We start from the raw sequence: 23,743 nt of genomic DNA on the forward strand, positions 1-23,743 counted from the left end.
TCAGCGCCTCTCTGTCCACAGACTTTCCCCCAAAGTCTGTTGGCGCTTCTGTGGATAAGATGTTCGCTATCGGCTGCAGGCCATATAAACAGGGGCTTTCAGGTGGTTGATCGAAATATGATCAATTAGGCTGTATTACCGGCTGTGTGAGCCTGGATACCCCGGTTTATGAAGGTTTGAAGCGGTTTTCCACAGCGCTGGCAAAGTTGCCCACAAAGTCTGTTGGTGCTTTTGTGGATAAGGTGTTTGCGTACCGCTGCAGACCACGGATTATGTGGCTTGCAAAGGATTGGTCAATAAGTGATCAATGTGTCTCGAGAACCGTGAGCTTGAATAAGTCACGGATTTTCTTCAGTTAATTTTGGGCGGGTTGCGCAGTTGCCCACAATTGCTGTGGGTGGCTTTGTGGATAAGTTGTTGGGTAAAGGCTGGAGGGCACAGTGGTAAAGGGGTGTAGGGGGAGTGATCAATTATTGATCACTGCGAGGGACTAAAAGTGGGAGCGGGCTTGCCCGCGAAAGCGGTGTGCCAGTCGTACAATTTACTGGCTGATCCACCCCTTTCGCGAGCAAGCCCGCTCCCACATTTTTATCTGTGGTGTGTCAGTTACTCGTGAACCGCAACGCCCTTGAGGTAAGGCGCGGGCGCCGCCCCCAGGTTGTTGAGCATGCGCTCGCTGTACCAGTCCACGAAGTTCACCACGCCAAATTCATAGGTCTTCGAGTACGGTCCTGGCTGGTAGGCCGTGGAGTTGATGCCGCGCTGGTTCTCTTCGGCCAGGCGCCGGTCCTGGTCGTTGGTGGCGTCCCACACCTGGCGCATGCGCTCCACGTCGTAGTCCACGCCTTCGACGGCGTCCTTGTGCACGATCCACTTGGTGGTGACCATGGTTTCCTGGGCGCTGATCGGCCACACGGTGAACACGATGATGTGGTCGCCCATGCAGTGGTTCCACGAGTGCGGCAAGTGAAGGATGCGCATCGAGCCCAGGTCGGGGTTCTTGATGCGGCCCATGAGCTTGGCGCAGCCCTGCTTGCCGTCCAGGGTCATCGACACGGTGCCCTTGAGCAAAGGCATGCGCACGATACGGTTGCGCAGGCCGAAGCTGGCGTGGGCGTAAGGGATTTTCTCGGCATCCCAGGCGGCGGCCGAGGCGGCGACGTGGTCCTTGAAGGCCTGGTCGGCGCGCGGGTCGGTGACGTCGTCCCATTCCAGCAGGGTTTTCAACAGCTCCGGGTGCGACGCATTGCAGTGGTAGCACTCGCGGTTGTTTTCCAGCACCAGTTTCCAGTTGGCTTTTTCCATCAAGGTGGTTTGCACCGCCACCTTGGTGTTCTCCATGTCGTACGGTTCCATGTAGTGATTGAGTGTCGACAGGAAGTCATCGATGGCTGGCGGATTCTCGGCCAGGCTGATGAAGATGTAGCCGCCGGCGGTCTTCACGTTCACTGGCTTGAGGCCGTACTGCTTCATATCGAAGTCGGCGCCCATCTCGGTGCCGGCGAACAGCAGGCGGCCGTCCAGCTCGTAGGTCCATTGGTGGTAGTGGCACACCAGTTTGGCGACCTTGCCCTTATCGCTGGTGCACAGGCGCGAGCCCCGGTGGCGGCACACGTTATGGAACGCATGCACGACGCCTTCGGCGCCACGGATCACGATGATCGGGTTCTTGCCCACTTGCAGGGTCAGGTAGTTGCCCTTGGTAGGGATTTCGCAGGTCATGCCGGCGATCAACCATTCTTTCTGGAAGATCTCCTGCATGTCGATATCGAACAGCCGCTCGTCAGAGTAGAACGGCTGCGGCAGCGAGAAGGTGCGCTCGCGCTCTTGCAGCATTTGCGCGGTGGCCTTGCGTGCGGGTTCCAGCGGATCGCCCAAGCTCAGGGTTGCGGTGACGTCCATCGTGTGTGTCCTCATGGCCATTCTGTGTGGCCGGGATAAGTGGCTACGGTTGTTGCTGTGCAAGGCGTAAAGAAAGCGTCGTTGTTGGGAGCGAGTGTGGGGCCGCCGATGCCCCGAACCTTATCCATGAGCGACATGGCCCACTCTGATCCCGACGCGCAACCCCCGTGGTATGGGGGCTGGTCGCGATAAGTATGTGAATGTCGCAGATAGGTAAATGGGTGGTTCTCGCGTTACGCAGAATCGCCACCATCAGGCCGACACACGGCTACGGAGAACAGCATGTCCAACAGCTTCCTGAATCCGGTCACCACCCAGACCTGGGCCAATGGTCGACACATCGTCCGTTGCGTCAAAGTCATCCAGGAAACCTGGGACGTGCGCACCTTCTGCTTCATGGCCGACCAGCCGATCCTGTTCTTTTTCAAGCCGGGCCAGTTCGTGACCCTGGAGCTGGAAATCGACGGCCAGCCGATCATGCGCTCCTACACCATTTCCAGTTCACCGTCGGTGCCTTACAGCTTCTCGGTGACCATCAAGCGCGTGCCGGGTGGGCGTGTGTCCAACTGGCTGCACGACACCCTGCATGAAGGCCAGGAACTGGCGGTGCACGGTCCGGTGGGGTTGTTCAATGCCATCGACTTCCCGAGCCCGAAAGTGCTGTACCTCAGCGGTGGCGTGGGGATTACCCCGGTGATGTCCATGGCGCGCTGGTTCTACGACACCAACGCCAACGTCGACATGACGTTTATCCACAGCGCCCGTTCGCCCAAGGACATCATCTACCACCGCGAGCTGGAACACATGGCGTCGCGGATCGACAACTTCAGCCTGCACCTGATCTGCGAGAAACACGGGCTGGGCGAACCCTGGGCCGGTTATCGCGGCTACTTGAACCACAAGATGCTCGAGCTGATGGTGCCCGACTTCCTGGAGCGCGAAGTATTCTGCTGCGGCCCCACGCCTTATATGAACGCAGTGAAGCGCCTGCTGGAAGCTGCCGGTTTCGACATGGCGCGCTACCACGAGGAATCCTTCGGCGCGACGCCGCCGGAAGCGCGCGCCGATGCGGTGGAGCAAGCCGAACAAGCGGCCGAGGCACCGGAAATCGACCTGGCGGACCTGCACCAGGTGGAGTTCATTGCCTCGGGCAAGAGCATTCGCGTGGCGCCTGGCGAAACCGTCCACGCAGCGGCGGCCAAGCTTGGGCTGTTGATCCCCAAGGCCTGCGGCATGGGCATCTGCGGAACATGCAAAGTGATGAAGCTGGGCGGGGAGGTCGAGATGGACCACAACGGCGGGATCACCGAGGAAGACGAAGCCGAGGGCTACATCCTGTCGTGCTGCAGTGTGCCCAAGGGTGATGTGCGCATCGAGTTCTGACCCTCATCCTGATCGTTCCCACGCTCCGCGTGGGAACGCCTCCTTGGACGCTCCGCGTCCCGCTGTATGACGCCGAGCATCACGGGCTGCATTCCCACGCAGAGCGTGGGAATGATCAGGTCCAGCGCTGAATCTCGATCAAACCTTCTTGTCCTGCATAGTTGCGGGCACTGGAATATCGCCAGTGTTCCGCCAAGTCCACATAGCCGCGCTTTACCGGGTTGTGGTGAATGTAATCAAGTTTTTGGCGCATCACTGATTCGCTGTACACCAGTTCGGCGTGTGAGCCCTCCTGCCATAGCTGATAAGCCCGATCTGCCTTGTGGGCTCGTTTGCTGAAGCGCAGGCGCTGCAACACTCGTTCAGCTCCTCGGCTATGCAAGTCGTCGATAATAGTTCGGGCTGTGAACGATTTGAATTGAGCGACGCACCTTCCAAGATCCGACGCCTGAGCGATGCAGTGCAGATGGTTTTCGAGGACTACGTAGCCGTAGAGATTGAGATGTTCGTGGGTTTGTTGATAGCGCCAGCAGCTCAATAGATGGCCGACGAGGTAGTCGCGGGTAAATAGCGGTAGCCATTCCATGACGGTGAAAGTCAGGAAGTGTGGCTTTTCAGGTTCGGTAATGGTGTAACGACTTCTGGCCATCAATTCATCCTTGAATCGTGCTGTGGCCTGGACGCGGAGCGTCACGGGCAGCATTCCCACGCAGAGCGTGGGAACGATCAGTTAGAGGTTACTGGGCATAGATATGCACGACGAAGTGCTGGCCTGATGCTGTCAATTCGTAGACTTTGTCGTAGATCCGCAAGGTCCTGGATGGTTCGCGGATGGTGTCACCGACTTTTGCGTATTTGCGAAACTCATCCCAATCAATGACGGTGGTGCTGATGGTCCCGTCGCCTTGCAGGTTGTTAGTGTTGTTTTGATATTCCATGGTGTAGTCCTCTGCTGGAGTTCCATATCCGGCCGATTGTTCGGCAGGCGGTGATACCCGAAAGGAGGTCGCTGCAGCGGCCTTTTCCTTCCGGGTTCCAAGAGGCTAGTCAACGAAAAGCGGGTTCGCTGCTGTCAGAAATATCAAAAAACAGTCTCGGCATTCGGCCAGTATTCGCTGGCCTTTTTCCTACGTTAAGCGTTCATCACTTCCCGAATATCCGCAGCCAATTCTCTTACGCGCTCTTCTTCGGTATCCCACGCACACATGAAGCGCGCACCGCCTTTGCCGATGAAGGTGTAGAAGCGCCAGCCCTTGGCCGTGAGTGCGGTGATGGCCGGTTCCGAGAGTTGCAGGAACACGCCGTTGGCCTGTACCGGGAACATCAATTCCACACCCGGAATGTCTGCCACCAGGCTGCTCAGCAGCTGCGCGCAGTGGTTGGCATGGCGTGCGTGTTTGAGCCAGGCGTCGTTTTCCAGCAGGCCCACCCACGGCGCGGAGAGGAAGCGCATTTTCGACGCCAGCTGGCCGGCCTGTTTGCAGCGGTAGTCGAAGTCTTCGGCCAGTTTGTGGTTGAAGAACAGGATCGCTTCGCCCACCGCCATGCCGTTCTTGGTCCCGCCAAAGCACAGCACGTCGACCCCGGCTTTCCAGGTCAGGTCGGCCGGCGAGCAGCCGAGGAACGCGCAGGCGTTGGAGAAGCGTGCGCCGTCCATGTGCAGGTTCAGGCCCAGCTCCTTGCAGGTAACGCTGATCGCGCGGATTTCTTCCGGGGTGTACACGCTGCCGACTTCGGTGGCTTGGGTCAGGGTGACCACGCGCGGTTTCGGGTAGTGGATGTCCTGGCGCTTGAGGGCGATCTCACGGATCGATTCCGGGGTCAGCTTGCCGTTTTCGGTGCGCGCGGTGAGCAGCTTGGAGCCGTTGGAGAAAAACTCCGGCGCGCCGCATTCGTCGGTTTCGACGTGGGCGGTTTCCGAGCAAATCACGCTATGGTAGCTCTGGCACAACGAGGACAGCGCCAGCGAGTTGGCTGCAGTTCCGTTGAAGGCGAAGAACACTTCGCAGTCGGTTTCAAACAGATTGCGGAAACCGTCGGCGGCGCGATGGGTCCATTCATCATCGCCGTAGGCGCGTTGATGGCCCTGGTTGGCTTGTTCCATGGCGGCCCAGGCTTCCGGGCAGATGCCCGAATAGTTGTCGCTGGCGAATTGTTGGCTCTTGTCGGTCATGGCCCATTCCTGTGGTCGATGTTGGTGCGCACTGTAACCAAGATTGTCGGGCGTGCGCACGCACTGTAAATGCAAAGTCACTGGGGAATTATGCACGGCACTGAAACGATTCCTGTCAGACGCGTCCGTGATGGCGCCCTGGACCTGCTCAAGTGGCTGGCGCTGCTGTGCATGGTGCTTGATCACCTGCGTTATGTCGGGCTGAGCCTGGATGGGTTGTACGTACCGGGACGCCTGGCGTTCCCGTGGTTTTGCCTGGCGATTGCGGCGAATTTGCATCGGGTCAAGGGCGCGCCGGTGACGGGCCAATGGCGCTACCTGGGTTGGTTGCTGCTGTTCAGCGTGATCAGTGAAGTGCCGTACCGTCTGTTTATCGACGATGCCGATACGTTGAACGTGCTGCCGACCCTTGCGTTGGGTCTGCTGGTTGCCCGAGGATGGCAGCAGAAGGCGCTGGTTGATCGAGGATTGGCGCTGATTGCGTTAGTTGTCGCCGGCGTATTTTCGACCCAACTCATGTTCGGTTTCTTTGGCGTCGTGCTGCCGCTGGCGATGCTCGTGGTGTTCCGCCGGACATGGTATTTCAGCATATTGCCAGGCCTGGTATGCGTGGCTGCCAATCAATGGGAGATCCTGCTCAGCAGCGGCACGCTGGTGGCGTTAATGGGATTGGCAACATGCCTGATTGCGCCATTGGCTGGTCTGTTTCTGTTGCGACGTGCCAAAAACGTCTCGCCACCGGCCATGCGGCGTTGGGCTTATGTCCTCTATCCCCTGCATTTCCTGCTGCTGTTACTCGTCCGCCAGATCATCGCCTAACCCCCTGTGGGAGCGAGCAAGCCCGCTCCCACATTTGTTTCGTGTCGCTCATCTAATGTCGTAAACGCACCTTTGCGTGGCGTCCGTAGGCATTTGACCTGCGGGCGCCAGCCCTACCATCGCATCAAAGGGCCCTGCGAGGGCCTCAACAATACGAAAGGCTGGGAGAGACGCGATGTTCAGCAAAAAAGACCAGATCCAGGGATATGACGACGCACTGCTGGCGGCCATGAATGCCGAGGAGCAGCGCCAGGAAGATCATATCGAGCTGATCGCGTCGGAGAACTACACCAGCAAACGCGTGATGGAAGCCCAGGGCAGCGGCCTCACCAACAAATACGCCGAAGGCTACCCGGGCAAGCGCTACTACGGCGGCTGCGAGCACGTGGACAAGGTCGAGGTCCTGGCGATCGAACGCGCCAAGCAACTGTTCGGCGCCGATTACGCCAACGTGCAGCCGCACTCCGGCTCGTCCGCCAACAGCGCGGTGTACCTGGCGCTGCTGAACGCCGGTGACACCATCCTCGGCATGAGCCTGGCCCACGGTGGTCACCTGACCCACGGCGCCAAGGTGTCGTCCTCGGGCAAGCTGTACAACGCGGTGCAATACGGCATCAACACCGACACCGGCCTGATCGACTACGACGAAGTCGAGCGCCTGGCGGTGGAGCACAAGCCGAAGATGGTCGTCGCCGGTTTCTCCGCGTACTCCAAGACCCTGGATTTCCCCCGTTTTCGCCAGATTGCCGACAAGGTCGGGGCGCTGCTGTTCGTCGACATGGCCCACGTCGCCGGCCTGGTTGCCGCTGGCCTGTACCCGAACCCGCTGCCGTACGCTGATGTGGTCACCACCACCACCCACAAGACCCTGCGCGGCCCGCGCGGCGGTTTGATCCTGGCCAAGTCCAACGAAGAGATTGAGAAAAAACTCAACTCCGCGGTATTCCCCGGCGCCCAGGGCGGCCCGCTGATGCACGTGATCGCCGGCAAGGCCGTGTGCTTCAAGGAAGCGCTGGAGCCCGGCTTCAAGGCCTACCAGCAACAGGTCATCGACAACGCCCAGGCCATGGCCGAGGTGTTTATCAAGCGGGGCTACGATGTGGTGTCCGGCGGCACTGACAACCACTTGTTCCTGGTCAGCCTGATCCGCCAGGGCCTCACCGGCAAAGAGGCGGATGCCGCCCTCGGTCGCGCCCACATCACCGTCAACAAGAACGCCGTGCCGAATGACCCGCAGTCGCCGTTCGTGACCTCGGGCCTGCGTATCGGCACCCCGGCGGTGACCACGCGTGGTTTCAAAGTGCCGCAGTGCATCGAACTGGCCGGCTGGATCTGCGACATCCTCGACAACCTCGGCGACGCCGACGTCGAGGCCAACGTGGCCAAGCACGTGTCTGCCCTGTGCGCTGATTTCCCGGTTTATCGCTGAGCGCGGTTTTGGAGTAATGACTATGCAACGCTACTCGGGCTTCGGCCTCTTCAAGCACTCACTCAGCCACCACGAAAACTGGCAGAAGATGTGGCGCACGCCGACCCCTAAAAAGGTCTACGACGTGGTCATCGTCGGCGGTGGCGGGCATGGTCTGGCGACCGCCTACTACCTGGCCAAGGAACACGGGATCACCAACGTGGCCGTGGTCGAGAAAGGCTGGCTGGGCGGCGGTAACACCGCGCGCAACACCACCATCGTGCGTTCCAACTACCTGTGGGACGAGTCGGCGCACCTCTACGAACACGCGATGAAGCTCTGGGAAGGTTTGTCCCAGGACCTGAACTACAACGTGATGTTCTCCCAGCGTGGCGTCTACAACCTGTGTCACACCCTGCAGGACATCCGAGATTCCGAGCGCCGCGTGAGTGCCAACCGCCTCAACGGCGTGGACGGCGAACTGCTCAACGCCAAGCAAGTGGCCGATGAGATCCCGTACCTCGACTGCTCGAAAAATACCCGCTACCCGGTAATGGGCGCCACCGTGCAACGGCGCGGCGGTGTGGCCCGTCACGATGCCGTGGCCTGGGGCTTTGCCCGCGCCGCTGATGCACTCGGCGTGGACTTGATCCAGCAGACCGAAGTGATCGGTTTCCGCAAGGAAAACGGCGTGTGCATCGGCGTGGAAACCAACAAGGGCTTCATCGGCGCCAAGCGCGTCGGCGTGGTCACCGCCGGTAATTCCGGGCACATGGCTTCGCTCGCGGGCTTTCGCCTGCCGATCGAATCCCACCCGTTGCAAGCGCTGGTGTCGGAGCCGATCAAGCCGATCATCGACAGCGTGATCATGTCCAACGCCGTGCACGGCTACATCAGCCAGTCCGACAAGGGCGACCTGGTGATCGGCGCGGGGATCGACGGCTACAACGGCTACGGCCAGCGCGGCTCTTACCCGGTGATCGAACACACCATCCAGGCCATCGTCGAGATGTTCCCGGTGCTGTCGCGCGTGCGCATGAACCGCCAATGGGGCGGCATCGTCGACACCACGCCGGACGCCTGCCCGATCATCTCCAAGACCCCGGTCCCGAACATGTTCTTCAACTGCGGTTGGGGCACCGGTGGCTTCAAGGCCACGCCGGGCTCAGGCAACGTGTTTGCCGCCAGCCTCGCCAAGGGTGAAATGCACCCGCTGGCAGCGCCTTTCTCCATCGACCGTTTCCACAACGGTGCGTTGATCGATGAACACGGCGCTGCAGCCGTCGCTCACTAACAGGAGAAATTCCCTATGTTGCATATCTTCTGTCCTCACTGCTTTGAGCTGCGCTCCGAAGAGGAATTCCACGCGTCCGGCCAGGCACATATCCCGCGCCCGCTGGACCCGAACGCCTGCACCGACGAAGAGTGGGGCGACTACATGTTCTTTCGCGATAACCCGCGTGGCCTGCACCACGAGCTGTGGATCCACGCCGCCGGGTGCCGCCAGTATTTCAACGCCACCCGCGACACCGTGACCTACGAAATTCTTGAAACCTACAAGATAGGCACCAAGCCGCAATTCACCGCCAAGGCTTCTGGAGAGAAGGTATGAGCCAGATCAATCGCCTGTCCAACGGTGGCCGGATCGACCGGAACAAAGTGCTGAGCTTCAGCTTCAATGGCCAGAGCTACAAAGGCTTTGAAGGCGACACCCTGGCCGCAGCCCTGCTGGCCAACGGCGTCGACATCATCGGTCGCAGCTTCAAGTATTCCCGCCCGCGCGGGATCTTTGCCGCCGGTGCCGAAGAGCCGAACGCGGTGCTGCAGATCGGCGCCACCGAAGCCACCCAGATTCCCAACGTGCGCGCTACCCAACAGGCGCTGTACCAAGGCCTTGTCGCCACCAGCACCAACGGCTGGCCGAGCGTCAACAACGACATGATGGGTATTCTCGGCAAAGTCGGCGGCAAGCTGATGCCGCCGGGTTTCTACTACAAAACCTTCATGTACCCGCAGTCGTTCTGGATGACGTACGAGAAGTACATCCGCAAGGCTGCCGGCCTGGGCCGCTCGCCGACCGAGAATGATCCGGACACCTACGACAACATGAACCGTCACTGCGACGTGCTGATTGTCGGCGCCGGCCCTGCCGGTTTGGCCGCTGCACTGGCCGCCGCGCGCAGCGGTGCCCGCGTGATCATCGCCGACGAGCAGGAAGAGTTCGGCGGCTCGTTGCTGGATTCGCGCGAAAGCCTCGACGGCAAGCCGGCCACCGAGTGGGTTGCCAGCGTCATCGCCGAGTTGAAAGCCCTGCCGGACGTGGTGCTGCTGCCTCGCGCGACCGTCAACGGCTACCACGACCATAACTTCCTGACCATTCACGAGCGCCTTACCGATCACCTCGGCGACCGTGCGCCGATCGGCCAGGTGCGCCAGCGTATCCACCGTGTGCGTGCCAAGCGCGTGGTGCTGGCGACCGGCGCGTGCGAGCGCCCGCTGGTGTACGGCAACAACGACGTGCCGGGCAACATGCTCGCCGGTGCGGTCTCGACTTACGTGCGCCGCTACGGCGTGGCACCGGGCAAGAAGCTGGTGCTGTCGACCAACAACGATCACGCCTATCGCGTGGCGCTGGACTGGTTCGACGCTGGCCTGCAAGTGGTCGCCGTGGCCGATGCGCGTCACAACCCACGCGGCGCGCTGGTGGAAGAGGCCCGCGCCAAAGGCATTCGCATCCTCACCGGCAGCGCCGTGATCGAGGCCCGTGGCAGCAAGCACGTGACCGGCGCCCGCGTGGCGGCCATCGACGTCAAGGCGCATAAAGTCACCAGCCCCGGCGAGTGGCTGGACTGCGACCTGGTCGCCAGCTCCGGCGGCTACAGCCCGGTGGTCCACCTGGCTTCGCACCTGGGCGGCAAGCCGACCTGGCGTGAAGACATCCTCGGCTTCGTCCCGGGCGAAGCGCCGCAGAAGCGCGTGTGCGTCGGTGGTATCAACGGCGTCTACAGCCTCGGCGATTCCCTGGCGGATGGTTTTGAAGGCGGCGTGCGCGCGGCCAGCGACGCCGGTTTCGCGCCGGTGGAAGGCACCTTGCCGAAAGCCTTGATCCGTCTGGAAGAGCCGACACTGGCGTTGTTCCAGGTGCCCCATGAGAAAGCTACCGCGCGGGCGCCCAAGCAGTTTGTGGATTTGCAGAATGACGTCACCGCCGCCGCCATCGAACTCGCGACCCGCGAAGGTTTCGAGTCGGTCGAGCACGTCAAGCGCTACACCGCGCTGGGCTTCGGCACCGACCAGGGCAAGCTGGGCAACGTCAATGGCCTGGCCATCGCCGCCCGTTCGCTGAACGTGACCATCCCGCAGATGGGCACCACCATGTTCCGTCCCAACTACACGCCGGTGACCTTCGGCGCCGTCGCGGGCCGCCACTGTGGGCACATCTTCGAGCCGGTGCGCTACACCGCGTTGCAGGCCTGGCACGTGAAAAACGGCGCCGAGTTTGAAGACGTCGGCCAGTGGAAACGCCCGTGGTACTTCCCGCGTAACGGTGAAGACCTGCACGCCGCCGTGAAGCGCGAGTGCCTGGCCGTGCGCGACAGTGTCGGCCTGCTCGATGCATCCACCCTCGGCAAGATCGACATCCAGGGCCCGGACGCGCGTGAGTTCCTCAACCGCATTTACACCAACGCGTGGACCAAGCTCGATGTGGGCAAGGCGCGCTACGGCCTGATGTGCAAGGAAGACGGCATGGTCTTCGACGACGGCGTCACCGCCTGCCTCGCCGACAACCACTTCCTGATGACCACCACCACCGGCGGCGCCGCGCGCGTGCTGCAGTGGCTGGAAATCTACCAGCAGACCGAGTGGCCAGACCTCAAGGTTTACTTCACTTCGGTCACCGACCACTGGGCGACCATGACCCTGTCTGGTCCCAACAGCCGCAAGCTGTTGAGTGAGGTGACCGACATCGACCTGGACAAGGACGGCTTCCCGTTCATGACCTGGAAGGAAGGCCTGGTCGGCGGTGTGCCGGCGCGGGTGTTCCGCATCTCGTTTACCGGTGAGCTGTCGTACGAAGTCAACGTGCAGGCCGACTATGCGATGGGTGTGCTGGAGAAAATCGTCGAGGCCGGCAAAAAGTACAACCTCACGCCCTACGGCACCGAGACCATGCACGTGCTGCGGGCCGAGAAGGGCTTCATCATCGTCGGCCAGGATACCGACGGCTCGATGACCCCGGACGACCTGAACATGGGTTGGTGTGTCGGTCGCACCAAGCCGTTCTCGTGGATCGGCTGGCGCGGGATGAACCGTGAAGACTGCGTGCGCGAAGAGCGCAAGCAACTGGTGGGCTTGAAGCCGATCGATCCGAACGTGTGGCTGCCGGAAGGTGCGCAACTGGTGTTCGATCCGAAGCAGACGATCCCGATGAAGATGGTTGGCCACGTCACCTCAAGTTATGCGCACAACTCGCTGGGTTATTCGTTTGCGATGGCGGTGGTGAAGGGCGGCTTGAAGCGCATCGGCGAGCGGGTGTTTTCGCCGCAGGCCGACGGCAGCGTGATCGAGGCGGAGATTGTGTCTTCGGTGTTCTTTGACCCGAAAGGCGAGCGCCAGAACATCTGACACCTGATCGTTCCCACGCTCCGCGTGGGAATGCATCCCGGGGCGCTCTGCGCCCAAAGAGCGGACGCAGAGCGTCCATGGCGGCATTCCCACGCAGAGCGTGGGAACGATCAAATTCAACACAGGTGCTTTATGACAGCAGCCAATGTTTACCAACAACGCCCCACCACCGGCGCCAAGGCCGAGTCGTCGCTGCACCATGCCGACCTCGCCAGCTTGGTCGGCAAGGGCCGCAAGAATGCCGGCGTGACCGTGCGTGAAAAGAAACTCCTCGGCCACCTGACCATCCGTGGCGATGGCCACGATGCCGCCTTCGCCGCCGGCGTGCACAAGGCCCTGGGCATCGAGTTGCCTGGCGCCCTGCAAGTGATCGTCAACGGCGAAACCAGCCTGCAATGGCTCGGTCCGGATGAGTGGCTACTGGTCGTGCCGAGCGGTGAAGAGTTCGCCGCCGAGAAAAGTTTGCGCGAGGCGCTGGGCGAGCTGCATATCCAGATCGTCAACGTCAGCGGCGGCCAGCAGATCCTCGAGCTCAGCGGCCCGAATGTGCGCGACGTGCTGATGAAGTCCACCAGCTACGACGTACACCCCAACAATTTCCCGGTGGGCAAGGCGGTGGGCACGGTGTTCGCCAAGTCGCAACTGGTTATCCGCCATACCGCTGAAGACACCTGGGAGCTGGTGATTCGTCGCAGCTTCTCGGACTACTGGTGGTTGTGGCTGCAGGATGCCTCGGCCGAATTCGGCCTCAACGTTCAAGCCTGACATGATCGTTCCCGCGCTCCGCGTGGGAATGCATCCCGGGGCGCCCTGCGTCCCAAGAGCGGACGCAGAGCGTCCATGGCGGCATGCCCACGCAGAACGTGGGAACGATCAAGGAGTCATGCACTATGAGCCGCGCACCCGATACATGGATTTTGACCGCCGACTGCCCCAGCGTGCTCGGCACGGTGGACGCGGTCACTCGCTATCTGTTCGAGCAGGGGTGCTACGTCACCGAGCACCATTCGTTCGATGACCGCCTCTCGGGCCGATTTTTTATCCGCGTGGAATTCCGCCAGCCCGACGGCTTTGACGAGCAGGCTTTCCGCGATGGCCTGGCCACGCGCGGTGAAGCCTTTGGCATGATCTTCGAGCTGACGGCGCCGAACTACCGGCCAAAAGTGGTGATCATGGTCTCCAAGGCCGATCACTGCCTGAATGACCTGCTGTACCGCCAGCGCATCGGCCAGCTGTCGATGGATGTGGTCGCGGTGGTCTCCAATCACCCCGATCTCAAGCCTTTGGCCGACTGGCACCAGATTCCCTACTACCATTTCCCCCTCGACCCCAATGACAAACCGTCCCAGGAGCGGCAGGTGTGGCAAGTGGTGGAAGACACGGGGGCAGAGCTGGTGATCCTTGCGCGCTACATGCAAGTGCTGTCGCCGGAGCTGTGCCGCAAGCTGGATGGCAAGGCGATCAATATCCACCACTCGTTGCTGCCGGGATTCAAGGGCGCCAAGCCCTATCACCAGGCCTACAACAAGGGCGTGAAATTGGTCGGCGCCACGGCGCATTACATCAACAACGACCTGGATGAAGGTCCGATCATCGCCCAGGGCGTGGAGGTGGTGGATCACAGCCACTATCCGGAGGATTTGATTGCCAAGGGGCGCGATATCGAAGGGCTGACATTGGCCCGGGCAGTGGGGTATCACATTGAGCGGCGGGTGTTCTTGAATGCCAATCGCACGGTGGTGCTTTGATGGACGCCTTCGCGAGCAAGCCCGCTCCCACATTCGACCGCATTCCAAAGGTGGAACCCGGTCGAATGTGGGAGCGGGCTTGCTCGCGAAAGGGCCATCAGCAACAACGCAAAAAAACAGCATCTGTACCCGAGCACTTAAACGCGCTGCCTGCCTGGGCAACGCGGTTCCATAAAAACAACAGCGAGGTGAAAGCATGTCTGGTAATCGTGGTGTCGTGTATCTCGGCAACGGCAAGGTCGAAGTACAGAAAATCGACTATCCCAAAATGCAGGACCCCCGTGGCAGGAAGATCGAGCACGGCGTCATCCTGCGCGTGGTCTCCACCAACATCTGCGGCTCCGACCAACACATGGTGCGCGGTCGCACCACCGCCCAGACCGGCCTGGTACTCGGTCACGAGATCACCGGCGAAGTGATCGAGAAGGGCAGCGACGTCGAAAACCTCAAGATCGGTGACCTGGTCTCCGTCCCCTTCAACGTGGCGTGCGGCCGCTGCCGTTCCTGCAAGGAGCAACACACCGGCGTCTGCCTGACCGTCAACCCGGCACGTGCGGGGGGCGCCTATGGCTATGTCGACATGGGCGACTGGACCGGCGGCCAGGCCGAGTACGTGCTGGTGCCGTACGCCGATTTCAACCTGCTGAAACTGCCGGACCGCGACAAGGCCATGGAGAAAATCCGCGACCTGACCTGCCTCTCCGACATCCTGCCTACCGGTTACCACGGCGCCGTGACGGCCGGTGTCGGCCCTGGCAGCACCGTCTACATCGCCGGCGCTGGCCCGGTCGGCCTGGCTGCAGCGGCCTCGGCACGCCTGCTGGGCGCGGCGGTGGTGATCATCGGTGACGTCAACCCGATCCGCCTGGCCCACGCCAAGGCCCAGGGGTTTGAGATTGCCGACCTGTCCAAGGACACCCCGCTGCACGAACAGATCGCCGCGCTGCTGGGCGAGCCGGAAGTGGACTGCGCCGTCGACGCCGTAGGCTTCGAAGCCCGTGGCCACGGCCATGAAGGCGCCAAGGCGGAGGCCCCGGCCACCGTGCTCAACTCGCTGATGGGCGTGGTGCGCGTGGCGGGCAAGATCGGTATCCCCGGCCTCTACGTGACCGAAGACCCGGGCGCCGTCGACGCCGCCGCGAAAATGGGCAGCCTGAGCATTCGCTTCGGCCTGGGCTGGGCCAAATCCCACAGCTTCCACACCGGGCAGACGCCGGTGATGAAGTACAACCGCCAGCTGATGCAGGCGATCATGTGGGACCGTATCAACATTGCCGAGATCGTCGGCGTGCAGGTGATCAGCCTGGATGATGCACCGCGTGGATACGGCGAGTTCGATGCGGGTGTGCCGAAGAAATTTGTGATCGATCCGCACAAGTTGTTCAGCGCGGCGTAATAAAAAAGGGCGACTTCAAGTCGCCCTTTTCAGTGGTGCGTAAATTCACACCTGGAACGGTCCAGGGCTTCGCAATAGGTGCCTCTCCACTCGCCTCTGGTGGGCGTAACGTTCCAATCAACGACAGGTGCCGTTACTGAAACGCTGGCGTCGTTATTCATGGGGCCTTTGTAGGTGCAGATGACGGCCTTGCTGTTCATGTCGTAACGGGCATCGTGGAAGGTCGAGTCAGTCAGGTCCGACGCCGCCGCCTGCGGGTTTTCGCCTGTCCAGGTGAGCCCGTCAGGCTGTGAGGTTTCGTAGCGGTAACCGCCGTTGGCCATTGCCGTTTGCTTGATGTCCTGGATCGGCGGGCAGGTGGAAGTTGCCGCCGCGTGGGCAGGGTTCATCAGTGCGATCGTGACGAACACACCTGCAGACATTGCGCTTTTCATGGCCCACCTCCTGTGGCGCGCGGGAGGCTTTATGCTGCGGGTGGTTTTGCGTCGACGGCTACTGTGAGAAATCACAGTTTTCTAGAACAGATCGCGATTAACTGGTGGGCTTTTATCGCGAGACACGCAAAAGGCTAACTCACCGCACTGCCAGCGCGCCCTGATACACCGTCGGCCCTGTCGGTTGTTTGCTCAACGAGCCGCCCTTGGTCTCCGAACTCACCAGTAACGCCACCGGCTGGCGGATGCTTGCCTGTTGGCGCGGGTTGAGGCCGATGATGCCTTTGCCGTCCTCCGGCAATAGCCCCAGGGAGACTGGTTTGCCCCCTTCGGGCATGGCCCACAGTTCCAGGCTGCGATCGGGCTCGGGCGCTGTCGTGGCGATCGGTTCGACTTCGAGGTAATCCTTGTGCGCCATGACTTGCGCCGCCGGCTGCTGGGTGGTGGTCACCAGGGTGGCGGCGGACTTGACGTTGTCCTGGGTGTAGAACGCGCCGCCGAGGCCGGCGATCACGGCCACGCAGACGCCGATGAACAGGCGCGGACGGCTCCAGAAAGGGGGTTTGGGCTCGATGATAGTGGGGCGTGTCGCGCTCATGAAGAGGGTCCTGACAGGGCTTTCAGTCCTGTCATGGACCCTGGTTTACGCGATGGGTTCCTGAACCGGTTGGCGCTCAAAGTGATGCCAATTGGCCCTGATACAGCACCGGTCCGGTCGGCTGCCCGGTGGGCGAACCGCCGCGCGGCTCCAGGCTCACGGCCAGGGTCAGCGGTGCGGCTAGCAAGGCTTGCTGTGCCGGGCTCAGCTGAATCCGGCCCCTGCCAGCCGTCGGCACCAGGCCCAGCGAGATCGGTTTGCCACCGGGCTGGATGGCCCACAATTCCAGGTCGCGCGTCGGCTCAAGCGCGGCCAACGCCAGCGGCTCCACTTGCAGGTGATCGGCAAACGCCTTGATCTGCAGCGCCGATTGCTGGTTGGCAGCGACGAGTGTGGCGTTGTATTCCACGCCCAGGTCGCGCTGGTACAGCACGCCCACCAGCACCGCGATGACAATCCCGAAGGCGGCCGCCCATAGACGCAGGTTCAGCCACAACGGTTTCTTCGCCGGCAGGTGCAGGACCTGCGGCTCGATCCGCGCCTGGATGCCTTCCCACACGTGATCGGGCACCGGCCGTTCGGGCAGGGTCCCGGTCAGGCTGGCCAGGGCCGCCTGCCAATGGCCGAGTTCCACGCGTAATGCGGCGTCGTCGAGCAGCAGGGCCTCAAACCGGCGGCGGGCGGTAGCGGGCATCAGGCCGATGGCGTAGTCGCCCGCCAAGGCGCGGCGCAGGGGAGTGGTCTGGTAGTTCATGATTCAAGGCACCTGCGCAGGCGTTCCATGCCGCGACGAATCCAGGACTTGACCGAACCCAGCGGCGCGGCCAGATGGTCGGCCAATTCCGAGCACGACAGGCCCTGGAAGTAAGCCACGGTGATCGATTGGCGCTGCATGCCGTCGAGCGTGTCGAGGCAGCGGTTCAGCGCGCGCGCCTCGCGCTCGCTGTCGAGCTGTTCGAAGGTACTAGGGCCGTCATCGAGCAGGGCGTCCTGTTGGCCATCTGCCAACGGTTGTTCACGGCGTTTGCGCAGTTGGTCGATGGCCAGGTTGCGGGTGATGTTCACCATCCAGGTCATCGGCGCCGCCAGGTGGGCCTCGTAGCGCGAGGCGTTGTACCAGATGCGCACGAAGGCTTCCTGCAGCACCTCTTCAGCCAGGTCCGGGCGGCCCATGAAACGCAAGGCAACGCCGTGCAGCCGCGGTGAAACCGTACGGTAGAGGGTTTCGAACGCCTGGCGGTTGCCCAGGGCGCATTGGGCCAGCAGGGGCCGCAGCGGGTCAGCGTCGGAAGTGGAAATAGGGCTTCTCCAGGCCCTGGCGACAGGGCGGTGGGACTGCACGTGCAAGCGGTGGCAGGCAGAGGGTAGTCCAGGTTGCGCGTGCGTTCCATTCACCGGCGTCGTCCTCAACAGGTGTGTGGTGGTTATACGCAGCAGGCGGGGGATTGGATGCACTGGGAACAATCCCCCGGGCTACCCAGTCAAACGCCTGCTTTCGCACCTATATCCAGAGGTTGTTTCGATGAAGATTTCACGCGGTTTCGCCCTTTCCTGCCTGATGACCCTGGCGGCCGGCCCGGTGTTCGCCGCAGGGTTCAGCCTTGGCGATGCGGCCAATGCCATTTCCGGCATGCAGGGGGGCAACAACAAAGCCGCTGCCGCCGCGCCGTCGTCCGAGACGGCCGGCCTGCTGAGCGCATTGACCTCGCAATTGAATGTCACCCCCGAGCAAGCGGTCGGCGGCACCGGCGCGATGCTCGGCCTGGCCAAGAACCAACTGAGCAGCACCGACTACTCGCAACTGGGCAAGAGCGTGCCGGGCCTGGATCAGCTGTCGGGCAACAACGCGTTGGGCAGCCTCGGGGCCTTGAGCGGGATGCTCGGCCAGACCGGCGGCAGCAAGACCAGCGGCCTGGATGGCCTGCTGGGTAATGTGAAAAACACCAATGACCTGAACACCGCGTTCAGCGCACTGGGCATGGACAGCGGCATGGTCGGCCAGTTTGCCCCGGTGATCCTGCAGTACCTGGGCGGCCAGGGCGCCAGCAGCTCCGTGTTGGGCAAACTGGCCCAGGCGTGGGGCACCGGCAGTTAAGGGTTTTCCGCGCGCAGTTGGGCGATGCGCGCGTCTTTCTCCAGCCAGAGCTGGTTCACCCAGTTCTGGACGGTCTGGCGAAACACCGGATCGTTTTCGTAATCGCCCTGCCACAACGCCGGATCCAGCTCGCGGGTCTGGATATCGATGATCACCGTCGGCACCGAGCCGCAGATCAAGTCCCAGAAGCCCGGGATCCTCTCCTGGGGATAGACGACTGTAACGTCGAGCACGGCGTCCAGTTGTTCACCCATCGCCGCCAATACAAACGCCACGCCACCCGCCTTGGGTTTGAGCAGACGCTCGAACGGCGAGTCCTGCTGCTTGCGCTTGGCCGGGGTGAACCGCGTGCCTTCCAGGTAATTGACCACCGTCACCGGCTGGCGCTTGAACAGCTCGCAGGCCTCTTTGGTGATCTTCAGGTCCTGGCCGGCCAGCTCGGGGTGCTTGGCCAGGAAAGCCTTGGTGTACCGCTTCATGAACGGGTAATCCAGCGCCCACCAGGCCAGGCCGAGGAAGGGCACCCAGATCAGCTCTTTTTTCAGGAAGAATTTGAAGAACGGCGTGCGCCGGTTGAGGGCCTGGATCAGCGCGGGGATATCCACCCACGATTGGTGGTTGCTGATCACCAGGTAGCTGGTGTCGCCGCGCAGGTCGTCGCCGCCGCGAATGTCCCAGCGGGTCGGGATGCACCACGAGAAAATAAGCTTGTCGATCTCGGCCCAGGTCTCGGCGATCCACATTACCGCCCAGGATGCGTAGTCGCGAAAACGTCCGGGAGCCACCAGCTTGAGCAGGGCAAACACCATCAATGGCCCGAACAGCACCAGGGTGTTGAGCAACAGCAGCAGGGTAACGAAACAGCCGGTGAGCAGGCGGCGCATAAGCAACTCTTGGGATCGTGTGGGCGGGTCATGATAAGAGAGCTTGGTCTGCAGGCCAAATCTCAAATCACCGGACGAATGTTTCACAATGTACCGGGTATGCTCGGATCAGCTAACTAAGTGCCCCCTTTGCGGTCTAGAATCCGCCTACTTCTTTCCGAGGAAACCACTTCGTGAAACTGCTCCTTGCCTCGCTCGCCCTGGTTGCCCTGCCCGTCATGGCTGCCGAGCCGACCCTTTACGGTCGCTACGAATACATCCAGTTGCCGGAGATCGGCGAAACCTTCAAGGCCAAGATGGACACCGGCGCGCTGACCGCTTCGCTGTCGGCCCGTGACATCGAGACCTTCACCCGTGACGGCGACGATTGGGTGCGCTTCCGCCTCGGCGGCAAGGACGCCAGCAACAAAGTCTACGAACACAAAGTGTCGCGCATCAGCAAGATCAAGAGCCGCGCCGACGAAGACGACGACAAGGACGAAGCCAGCGTGGCCAAGCGTCCGGTGATCGACCTGGAAATGTGCCTGGGCGACGTCAAGCGCACCGTCGAGGTCAACCTGACCGACCGCAGCAGCTTCAACTACCCGTTGCTGATTGGCGCCAAGGCCCTGCGCGAGTTTGGCGCAGCGGTGAACCCGGCCCGTCGCTATACCGCTGACAAACCGGACTGCTGATCGAACCCATGCCGCACATCCTGATTGTCGAAGACGAAGCGGCGATAGCCGACACGCTGATTTTTGCCCTGCAAGGTGAGGGCTTCACCACCACCTGGCTGAGCCTTGGCCAGGAGGCGCTGGCCTATCAACGGCAAACACCGGCCGACCTGATCATCCTCGACATCGGCCTGCCGGATATCACCGGCTTTGAAACCTGCAAGCAATTGCGGCGTTTCAGCGAAGTGCCGGTGATGTTCCTCAGTGCCCGCGATGGCGAGATCGACCGCGTGGTGGGCCTGGAGATCGGCGCCGACGATTATGTGGTCAAGCCGTTCAGCCCGCGGGAAGTGGCGGCGCGGGTGCGGGCGATCCTCAAGAGGGTCGGCCCTGGCGTGGCCCCCGCCGTGTTCCAGGTTGACCTGGAGCGCATGCAGATCAGTTATCGCGGCCAGCCCCTGAGCCTCACGCGCCACGAGTTCCGCCTGCTGCAGAGCCTGCTGGAGCAACCCGAGCGGGTGTTCAGCCGCGAGCAGTTGCTGGACGCGGTGGGCGTGGCGGCGGATGCCGGCTACGAGCGCAATATCGACAGCCACATCAAAAGCCTGCGCAGCAAATTGCGTGGCATTGCGGCGGACGCCGAGCCGATCCAGACCCATCGCGGCCTCGGCTACAGCTACAGCCCGGGCAACAGCTGATGCGCCTGGGGCTGCGGATTTTCCTGGTGTATGCGCTGTTCATCGGCCTGACCGGCTACTTCGTGCTTAGCACGGTGATGAAGGAAATCCGCCCCGGCGTGCGCCAGTCCACCGAAGAAACCCTGGTGGACACCGCCAACCTGCTGGCCGAGATCCTGCGTGATGACGTGAAAAACCACACCCTCGGCCAGAGCCACTGGCCGCAGCTGCTCAAGGCCTACGGCAATCGCCAGCCGGGCGCGACCATCTGGGGCCTGCCGAAAAACCAGGTCAACCACCGTATCTACGTGACCGATGCCAAGGGCACCGTGCTGCTCGATTCCAGCGGCGAAGCGGTGGGCCAGGACTACTCGAAATGGAACGACGTGTACCTGACCCTGCGCGGCGAATACGGCGCGCGTTCCACCCGCAGCGAACTGGATGACCCTGCCTCATCGGTGATGCACGTGGGCGCGCCGATCCGCGATAACGGCCAGATCATCGGCGTGGTCACGGTGGCCAAGCCCAACAGCTCGCTGCAGCCGTATGTCGATCGCACCGAGCGGCGGCTGCTCTGGTACGGCGCCGGGCTGGTGGTGCTCGGCCTGTTGCTGGGGGCGGTGTTGTCATGGTGGTTGAGCAGGGCCCTGCACCGGTTGACGGCCTATGCGCAGGCGGTCAGCGAAGGCCGGCGTGCCGAGTTGCCGCACTACCGCGGCGGCGAGCTCAAGCAGCTGTCCACCGCCGTGGAGCATATGCGCACGCAGCTGGAGGGCAAGGCCTACGTCGAGCATTACGTGCACACCCTGACCCATGAATTGAAAAGCCCATTGGCCGCGATTCGCGGCGCGGCGGAGCTGTTGCAGGGCGATATGAGCCGCGAGCAACAGCAGCGTTTCGTCGGCAATATCGACAGCGAGAGCGCGCGCCTGCAGCAGTTGATCGAGCGCCTGCTGAACCTGGCGCAAGTGGAGCAACGCCAGGGCCTGGAAGAACAGGTCAGCCTGCCATTGGCCGGCTTGGTCGATGAAGTTCTCACGGCCCAATGCGCGCGTATCGAAGGCGCCGGCCTGCACATCGAACAAACGATCGGCGCCGACGTGAAGGTGTTCGGCGAACCTTTTCTGCTTCGCCAGGCCCTGGGCAATCTGCTCGAGAATGCCCTCGACTTCACCCCGTCCGGCGGCACCTTGAGGTTCAGTGCGCAGACACAGCACCACGCGGTGCAGGTCAGCCTGTTCAACCAGGCCGCGCCGATTCCCGACTACGCCTTGCCGCGCCTGAGCGAGCGATTCTACTCCTTGCCACGCCCGGCCAGCGGGCGCAAAAGCACTGGCCTGGGCCTCAACTTTGTCGAGGAAGTGATGAAGCTGCACGGCGGCGCGTTGCAGATCGGCAATGTGCCGGGTGGCGTCCAGGTGGTGCTGCATCTCCACACAGTCTCCACATTGCCCACATAAATCCCCCACACGCGCGGCTCATGCTCTGCCCATCAAAACAGGGAGAGACCCATGAACCGCAGCCTGCTTTTCAAACTTGGCGCGATTGCGCTGCTGATCCTGCTGTTGCTGATTCCGTTGCTGATGATCAACGGCATTATCGGCGATCGCCAGCAACTGCGCGACGGCGTCCTGATGGACATTGCGCGCAGCTCCAGCTATGCCCAGCGCCTCACCGGACCGGTGATGGTGGTGCCGTATCGCAAGACCGTGCGCGAGTGGAAACTCAATGAAAAGCTCAACAAACGCTACGAGGTCACCCGTGAGGAGCGCGGTCGCCTGTATTTCCTGCCGGACCGTTTCGAGCTCGACGGCAAGGTGCAAACCGAACTGCGTGCCCGGGGCATCTACCAGGCGCGGCTGTTCCATGCCGACACCCGCATCAGCGGGCGTTTCGAGCTGCCTGCGCAGTTGGGGATCACCGAAGACTTTGTCGATTACCGCTTCGAACCGGCATTCCTGGCAGTGGGCATCAGTGATATTCGTGGCATCGAAAACGCGCTGAAACTCGAGCTGGGCAGCCAGCGCCTGGAGTTCTCGCCGGGCTCCCAAGTGGACTGGCTGGGAGAGGGCGTGCACGTTGCGCTGCCCGAACAGGACAGTAAAAAACCGGCCGTGGTGGACTTCGCTTTCGACCTGCGCCTGCAAGGCACCGAACAACTGCGAGTGGTGCCCGTGGGCAAGACCAGCCAGGTCTCGCTCGCCTCCAACTGGCCGCACCCCAGCTTCATCGGCAACTTCTTGCCGACCCAGCGCGAGGTCACCGATCAAGGCTTCAGCGCCAGCTGGCAGACTTCGTTCTTCTCCACCAACCTTGAGCAGGCCCTGCAAACCTGCCTGGACAGCCAGGGCTGCAACGACTTCAACAACCGCAGCTTTGGCGTGAACTTCATCGATCCGGTGGACCAGTACCTCAAGAGCGACCGCGCGATCAAATACGCGCTGCTGTTCATTGCCCTGACCTTTGCCGGTTTCTTCCTCTTCGAAGTGCTCAAGAGCCTGGCGGTGCACCCGGTCCAGTATGCGTTGGTGGGCTTTGCACTGGCGTTTTTCTACCTGCTGCTGTTGTCGTTGTCCGAGCACCTGGGCTTTGCGCTGGCCTACCTGATCTCGGCGAGTGCCTGTGTGTTGCTGATCGGATTTTATGTGTGCCACGTGCTGCGCAGCGTCGCCCATGGCCTGGGTTTTTCTGCTGGATTGGCGGCGTTGTATGGCTTGTTGTACGGGTTGTTGAGTGCCGAGGATTACGCGCTGCTGATGGGCTCGCTGTTGCTGTTTGGCCTGCTGGGGACGGTGATGGTGCTGACGCGCAAATTGGATTGGTACGGCGTGGGCAAGCGCAAGGTCGCCGAGCCGTTGCAGTTCGACCTGGAGGACGTGCAATGATCGGCTTGCGTGAGGATCAGCGAGTGAAGGCGCAGTTGGTGGCGAGGATCAACCGGCTGTTC

General features: G+C 62.0%; 23 protein-coding genes. 14 read left to right on the plus strand and 9 right to left on the minus strand.

All coding sequences use genetic code 11. From position 1 onward, the window contains the following. Positions 1 to 606 precede the first annotated feature (606 nt). Entirely contained in the window at positions 607 to 1,902 is a 1,296-nt protein-coding gene (gbcA, locus tag C9990_RS02230) for a glycine-betaine demethylase subunit GbcA (protein ID WP_065904777.1), read from the minus strand. Positions 1,903 to 2,184: 282 nt separating this feature from the next. Between gbcA and gbcB the strand changes: the two genes are divergently transcribed. Continuing rightward, the gene (gene gbcB, locus C9990_RS02240; RefSeq protein ID WP_106802438.1) at positions 2,185 to 3,285 is read left to right on the plus strand and encodes a glycine-betaine demethylase subunit GbcB; all 1,101 of its coding nucleotides are present in this window, start codon (positions 2,185 to 2,187) and stop codon (positions 3,283 to 3,285) included. Positions 3,286 to 3,400: 115 nt separating this feature from the next. Here the strand turns inward: gbcB and C9990_RS02245 are convergent, their stop codons facing one another. From C9990_RS02245 to C9990_RS02255, 3 genes are all read right to left on the minus strand, one after another. Next, complete coding sequence (locus C9990_RS02245; RefSeq protein ID WP_106802439.1) at positions 3,401 to 3,934, minus strand: transposase; 534 nt, start codon at positions 3,932 to 3,934, stop codon at positions 3,401 to 3,403. 88 nt (positions 3,935 to 4,022) lie between these two features. Then, entirely contained in the window at positions 4,023 to 4,223 is a 201-nt protein-coding gene (locus tag C9990_RS02250) for a hypothetical protein (RefSeq protein WP_065904771.1), read from the minus strand. A 194-nt stretch (positions 4,224 to 4,417) separates the two neighbouring features. Further along, the gene (locus C9990_RS02255; protein WP_106802440.1) at positions 4,418 to 5,458 is read right to left on the minus strand and encodes a low specificity L-threonine aldolase; all 1,041 of its coding nucleotides are present in this window, start codon (positions 5,456 to 5,458) and stop codon (positions 4,418 to 4,420) included. A gap of 90 nt (positions 5,459 to 5,548) precedes the next feature. On the opposite strand from C9990_RS02255, the gene C9990_RS02260 reads away from it, so the two are divergent. From C9990_RS02260 to fdhA, 8 genes are all read left to right on the plus strand, one after another. After that, positions 5,549 to 6,277 (plus strand): TraX family protein, encoded by a 729-nt coding sequence (locus tag C9990_RS02260; RefSeq protein ID WP_106802441.1) that lies wholly within the window; start codon positions 5,549 to 5,551, stop codon positions 6,275 to 6,277. A gap of 175 nt (positions 6,278 to 6,452) precedes the next feature. After that, positions 6,453 to 7,706 (plus strand): serine hydroxymethyltransferase, encoded by a 1,254-nt coding sequence (glyA, locus tag C9990_RS02265; RefSeq protein WP_106802442.1) that lies wholly within the window; start codon positions 6,453 to 6,455, stop codon positions 7,704 to 7,706. Positions 7,707 to 7,728: 22 nt separating this feature from the next. Continuing rightward, positions 7,729 to 8,979 (plus strand): sarcosine oxidase subunit beta, encoded by a 1,251-nt coding sequence (locus C9990_RS02270; RefSeq protein ID WP_003209185.1) that lies wholly within the window; start codon positions 7,729 to 7,731, stop codon positions 8,977 to 8,979. A gap of 15 nt (positions 8,980 to 8,994) precedes the next feature. After that, complete coding sequence (locus tag C9990_RS02275; RefSeq protein WP_065904766.1) at positions 8,995 to 9,297, plus strand: sarcosine oxidase subunit delta; 303 nt, start codon at positions 8,995 to 8,997, stop codon at positions 9,295 to 9,297. Then, positions 9,294 to 12,311 (plus strand): sarcosine oxidase subunit alpha, encoded by a 3,018-nt coding sequence (locus C9990_RS02280; RefSeq protein WP_106802443.1) that lies wholly within the window; start codon positions 9,294 to 9,296, stop codon positions 12,309 to 12,311. Before C9990_RS02275 ends, C9990_RS02280 begins: the two co-directional genes overlap by 4 nt. Positions 12,312 to 12,443: 132 nt before the next feature. Then, positions 12,444 to 13,076 carry a sarcosine oxidase subunit gamma gene (locus C9990_RS02285; protein WP_065904762.1) on the plus strand — a complete coding sequence of 211 codons (633 nt, stop codon included), beginning with the start codon at positions 12,444 to 12,446 and terminating at the stop codon, positions 13,074 to 13,076. 125 nt (positions 13,077 to 13,201) lie between these two features. Further along, complete coding sequence (purU, locus tag C9990_RS02295) at positions 13,202 to 14,059, plus strand: formyltetrahydrofolate deformylase (RefSeq protein ID WP_005792124.1); 858 nt, start codon at positions 13,202 to 13,204, stop codon at positions 14,057 to 14,059. A 196-nt stretch (positions 14,060 to 14,255) separates the two neighbouring features. Beyond that, a complete protein-coding gene (gene fdhA / locus C9990_RS02300) occupies positions 14,256 to 15,455 on the plus strand; it encodes a formaldehyde dehydrogenase, glutathione-independent (protein WP_034116135.1) in 1,200 nt (399 codons plus the stop codon). A 29-nt stretch (positions 15,456 to 15,484) separates the two neighbouring features. On the opposite strand, the gene C9990_RS02305 is transcribed toward fdhA, so the two are convergent. The 4 genes from C9990_RS02305 to C9990_RS02320 all read right to left on the minus strand — a co-directional run bounded on the left by C9990_RS02305 (position 15,485) and on the right by C9990_RS02320 (position 17,882). Then, complete coding sequence (locus tag C9990_RS02305) at positions 15,485 to 15,889, minus strand: DUF3757 domain-containing protein (protein ID WP_106802445.1); 405 nt, start codon at positions 15,887 to 15,889, stop codon at positions 15,485 to 15,487. A 139-nt stretch (positions 15,890 to 16,028) separates the two neighbouring features. Beyond that, the gene (locus C9990_RS02310; protein WP_065904758.1) at positions 16,029 to 16,487 is read right to left on the minus strand and encodes an anti-sigma factor domain-containing protein; all 459 of its coding nucleotides are present in this window, start codon (positions 16,485 to 16,487) and stop codon (positions 16,029 to 16,031) included. Between the two features lie 76 nt (positions 16,488 to 16,563). Beyond that, the gene (locus C9990_RS02315) at positions 16,564 to 17,241 is read right to left on the minus strand and encodes an anti-sigma factor domain-containing protein (RefSeq protein ID WP_106802446.1); all 678 of its coding nucleotides are present in this window, start codon (positions 17,239 to 17,241) and stop codon (positions 16,564 to 16,566) included. Continuing rightward, positions 17,238 to 17,882: an RNA polymerase sigma factor gene (locus C9990_RS02320; RefSeq protein ID WP_371920610.1), complete on the minus strand. Its 645-nt coding sequence runs from the start codon at positions 17,880 to 17,882 to the stop codon at positions 17,238 to 17,240. Before C9990_RS02320 ends, C9990_RS02315 begins: the two co-directional genes overlap by 4 nt. Before the next feature lie 127 nt (positions 17,883 to 18,009). Here C9990_RS02320 and C9990_RS02325 point away from each other — a divergent pair, with 127 nt between their 5' ends. Beyond that, positions 18,010 to 18,582 (plus strand): DUF2780 domain-containing protein, encoded by a 573-nt coding sequence (locus tag C9990_RS02325; protein WP_065904752.1) that lies wholly within the window; start codon positions 18,010 to 18,012, stop codon positions 18,580 to 18,582. Here the strand turns inward: C9990_RS02325 and C9990_RS02330 are convergent. Continuing rightward, positions 18,579 to 19,466: an acyltransferase gene (locus tag C9990_RS02330; RefSeq protein ID WP_106802447.1), complete on the minus strand. Its 888-nt coding sequence runs from the start codon at positions 19,464 to 19,466 to the stop codon at positions 18,579 to 18,581. The genes C9990_RS02325 and C9990_RS02330 overlap by 4 nt on opposite strands. A 173-nt stretch (positions 19,467 to 19,639) precedes the next feature. On the opposite strand from C9990_RS02330, the gene C9990_RS02335 reads away from it, so the two are divergent. From C9990_RS02335 to creD, 4 genes are read left to right on the plus strand one after another with little or no spacing between them, the layout of a single operon-like run. Then, the gene (locus C9990_RS02335) at positions 19,640 to 20,140 is read left to right on the plus strand and encodes an ATP-dependent zinc protease (RefSeq protein WP_065904748.1); all 501 of its coding nucleotides are present in this window, start codon (positions 19,640 to 19,642) and stop codon (positions 20,138 to 20,140) included. A gap of 8 nt (positions 20,141 to 20,148) precedes the next feature. After that, positions 20,149 to 20,817: a two-component system response regulator CreB gene (creB, locus tag C9990_RS02340; protein WP_065904742.1), complete on the plus strand. Its 669-nt coding sequence runs from the start codon at positions 20,149 to 20,151 to the stop codon at positions 20,815 to 20,817. Further along, positions 20,817 to 22,256, plus strand: a complete 1,440-nt coding sequence (gene creC / locus C9990_RS02345) for a two-component system sensor histidine kinase CreC (protein ID WP_106802448.1) — start codon at positions 20,817 to 20,819, stop codon at positions 22,254 to 22,256. Before creB ends, creC begins: the two co-directional genes overlap by 1 nt. Before the next feature lie 51 nt (positions 22,257 to 22,307). Continuing rightward, positions 22,308 to 23,681: a cell envelope integrity protein CreD gene (gene creD / locus C9990_RS02350; protein WP_106802449.1), complete on the plus strand. Its 1,374-nt coding sequence runs from the start codon at positions 22,308 to 22,310 to the stop codon at positions 23,679 to 23,681. The last annotated feature ends 62 nt before the right edge of the window (positions 23,682 to 23,743 follow it).

It is taken from the genome of Pseudomonas sp. S5D5 (assembly GCF_003013355.1).
Lineage (GTDB): Bacteria > Pseudomonadota > Gammaproteobacteria > Pseudomonadales > Pseudomonadaceae > Aquipseudomonas > Aquipseudomonas aylmerensis.

Coding starts and splice junctions, on each gene's coding strand:
- C9990_RS02315 (WP_106802446.1), bottom strand. CDS start 17,241: ATGAACTACCAGACCACTCCCCTGCGCCGCGCCTTGGCGGGCGACTAC.
- gbcA (WP_065904777.1), bottom strand. CDS start 1,902: ATGGACGTCACCGCAACCCTGAGCTTGGGCGATCCGCTGGAACCCGCA.
- C9990_RS02245 (WP_106802439.1), bottom strand. CDS start 3,934: ATGGCCAGAAGTCGTTACACCATTACCGAACCTGAAAAGCCACACTTC.
- C9990_RS02305 (WP_106802445.1), bottom strand. CDS start 15,889: ATGAAAAGCGCAATGTCTGCAGGTGTGTTCGTCACGATCGCACTGATG.
- C9990_RS02325 (WP_065904752.1), top strand. CDS start 18,010: ATGAAGATTTCACGCGGTTTCGCCCTTTCCTGCCTGATGACCCTGGCG.
- C9990_RS02310 (WP_065904758.1), bottom strand. CDS start 16,487: ATGAGCGCGACACGCCCCACTATCATCGAGCCCAAACCCCCTTTCTGG.
- C9990_RS02270 (WP_003209185.1), top strand. CDS start 7,729: ATGCAACGCTACTCGGGCTTCGGCCTCTTCAAGCACTCACTCAGCCAC.
- C9990_RS02255 (WP_106802440.1), bottom strand. CDS start 5,458: ATGACCGACAAGAGCCAACAATTCGCCAGCGACAACTATTCGGGCATC.
- C9990_RS02285 (WP_065904762.1), top strand. CDS start 12,444: ATGACAGCAGCCAATGTTTACCAACAACGCCCCACCACCGGCGCCAAG.
- creC (WP_106802448.1), top strand. CDS start 20,817: ATGCGCCTGGGGCTGCGGATTTTCCTGGTGTATGCGCTGTTCATCGGC.
- C9990_RS02250 (WP_065904771.1), bottom strand. CDS start 4,223: ATGGAATATCAAAACAACACTAACAACCTGCAAGGCGACGGGACCATC.
- gbcB (WP_106802438.1), top strand. CDS start 2,185: ATGTCCAACAGCTTCCTGAATCCGGTCACCACCCAGACCTGGGCCAAT.
- creD (WP_106802449.1), top strand. CDS start 22,308: ATGAACCGCAGCCTGCTTTTCAAACTTGGCGCGATTGCGCTGCTGATC.
- creB (WP_065904742.1), top strand. CDS start 20,149: ATGCCGCACATCCTGATTGTCGAAGACGAAGCGGCGATAGCCGACACG.
- C9990_RS02280 (WP_106802443.1), top strand. CDS start 9,294: ATGAGCCAGATCAATCGCCTGTCCAACGGTGGCCGGATCGACCGGAAC.
- C9990_RS02260 (WP_106802441.1), top strand. CDS start 5,549: ATGCACGGCACTGAAACGATTCCTGTCAGACGCGTCCGTGATGGCGCC.
- C9990_RS02275 (WP_065904766.1), top strand. CDS start 8,995: ATGTTGCATATCTTCTGTCCTCACTGCTTTGAGCTGCGCTCCGAAGAG.
- glyA (WP_106802442.1), top strand. CDS start 6,453: ATGTTCAGCAAAAAAGACCAGATCCAGGGATATGACGACGCACTGCTG.
- purU (WP_005792124.1), top strand. CDS start 13,202: ATGAGCCGCGCACCCGATACATGGATTTTGACCGCCGACTGCCCCAGC.
- fdhA (WP_034116135.1), top strand. CDS start 14,256: ATGTCTGGTAATCGTGGTGTCGTGTATCTCGGCAACGGCAAGGTCGAA.
- C9990_RS02330 (WP_106802447.1), bottom strand. CDS start 19,466: ATGCGCCGCCTGCTCACCGGCTGTTTCGTTACCCTGCTGCTGTTGCTC.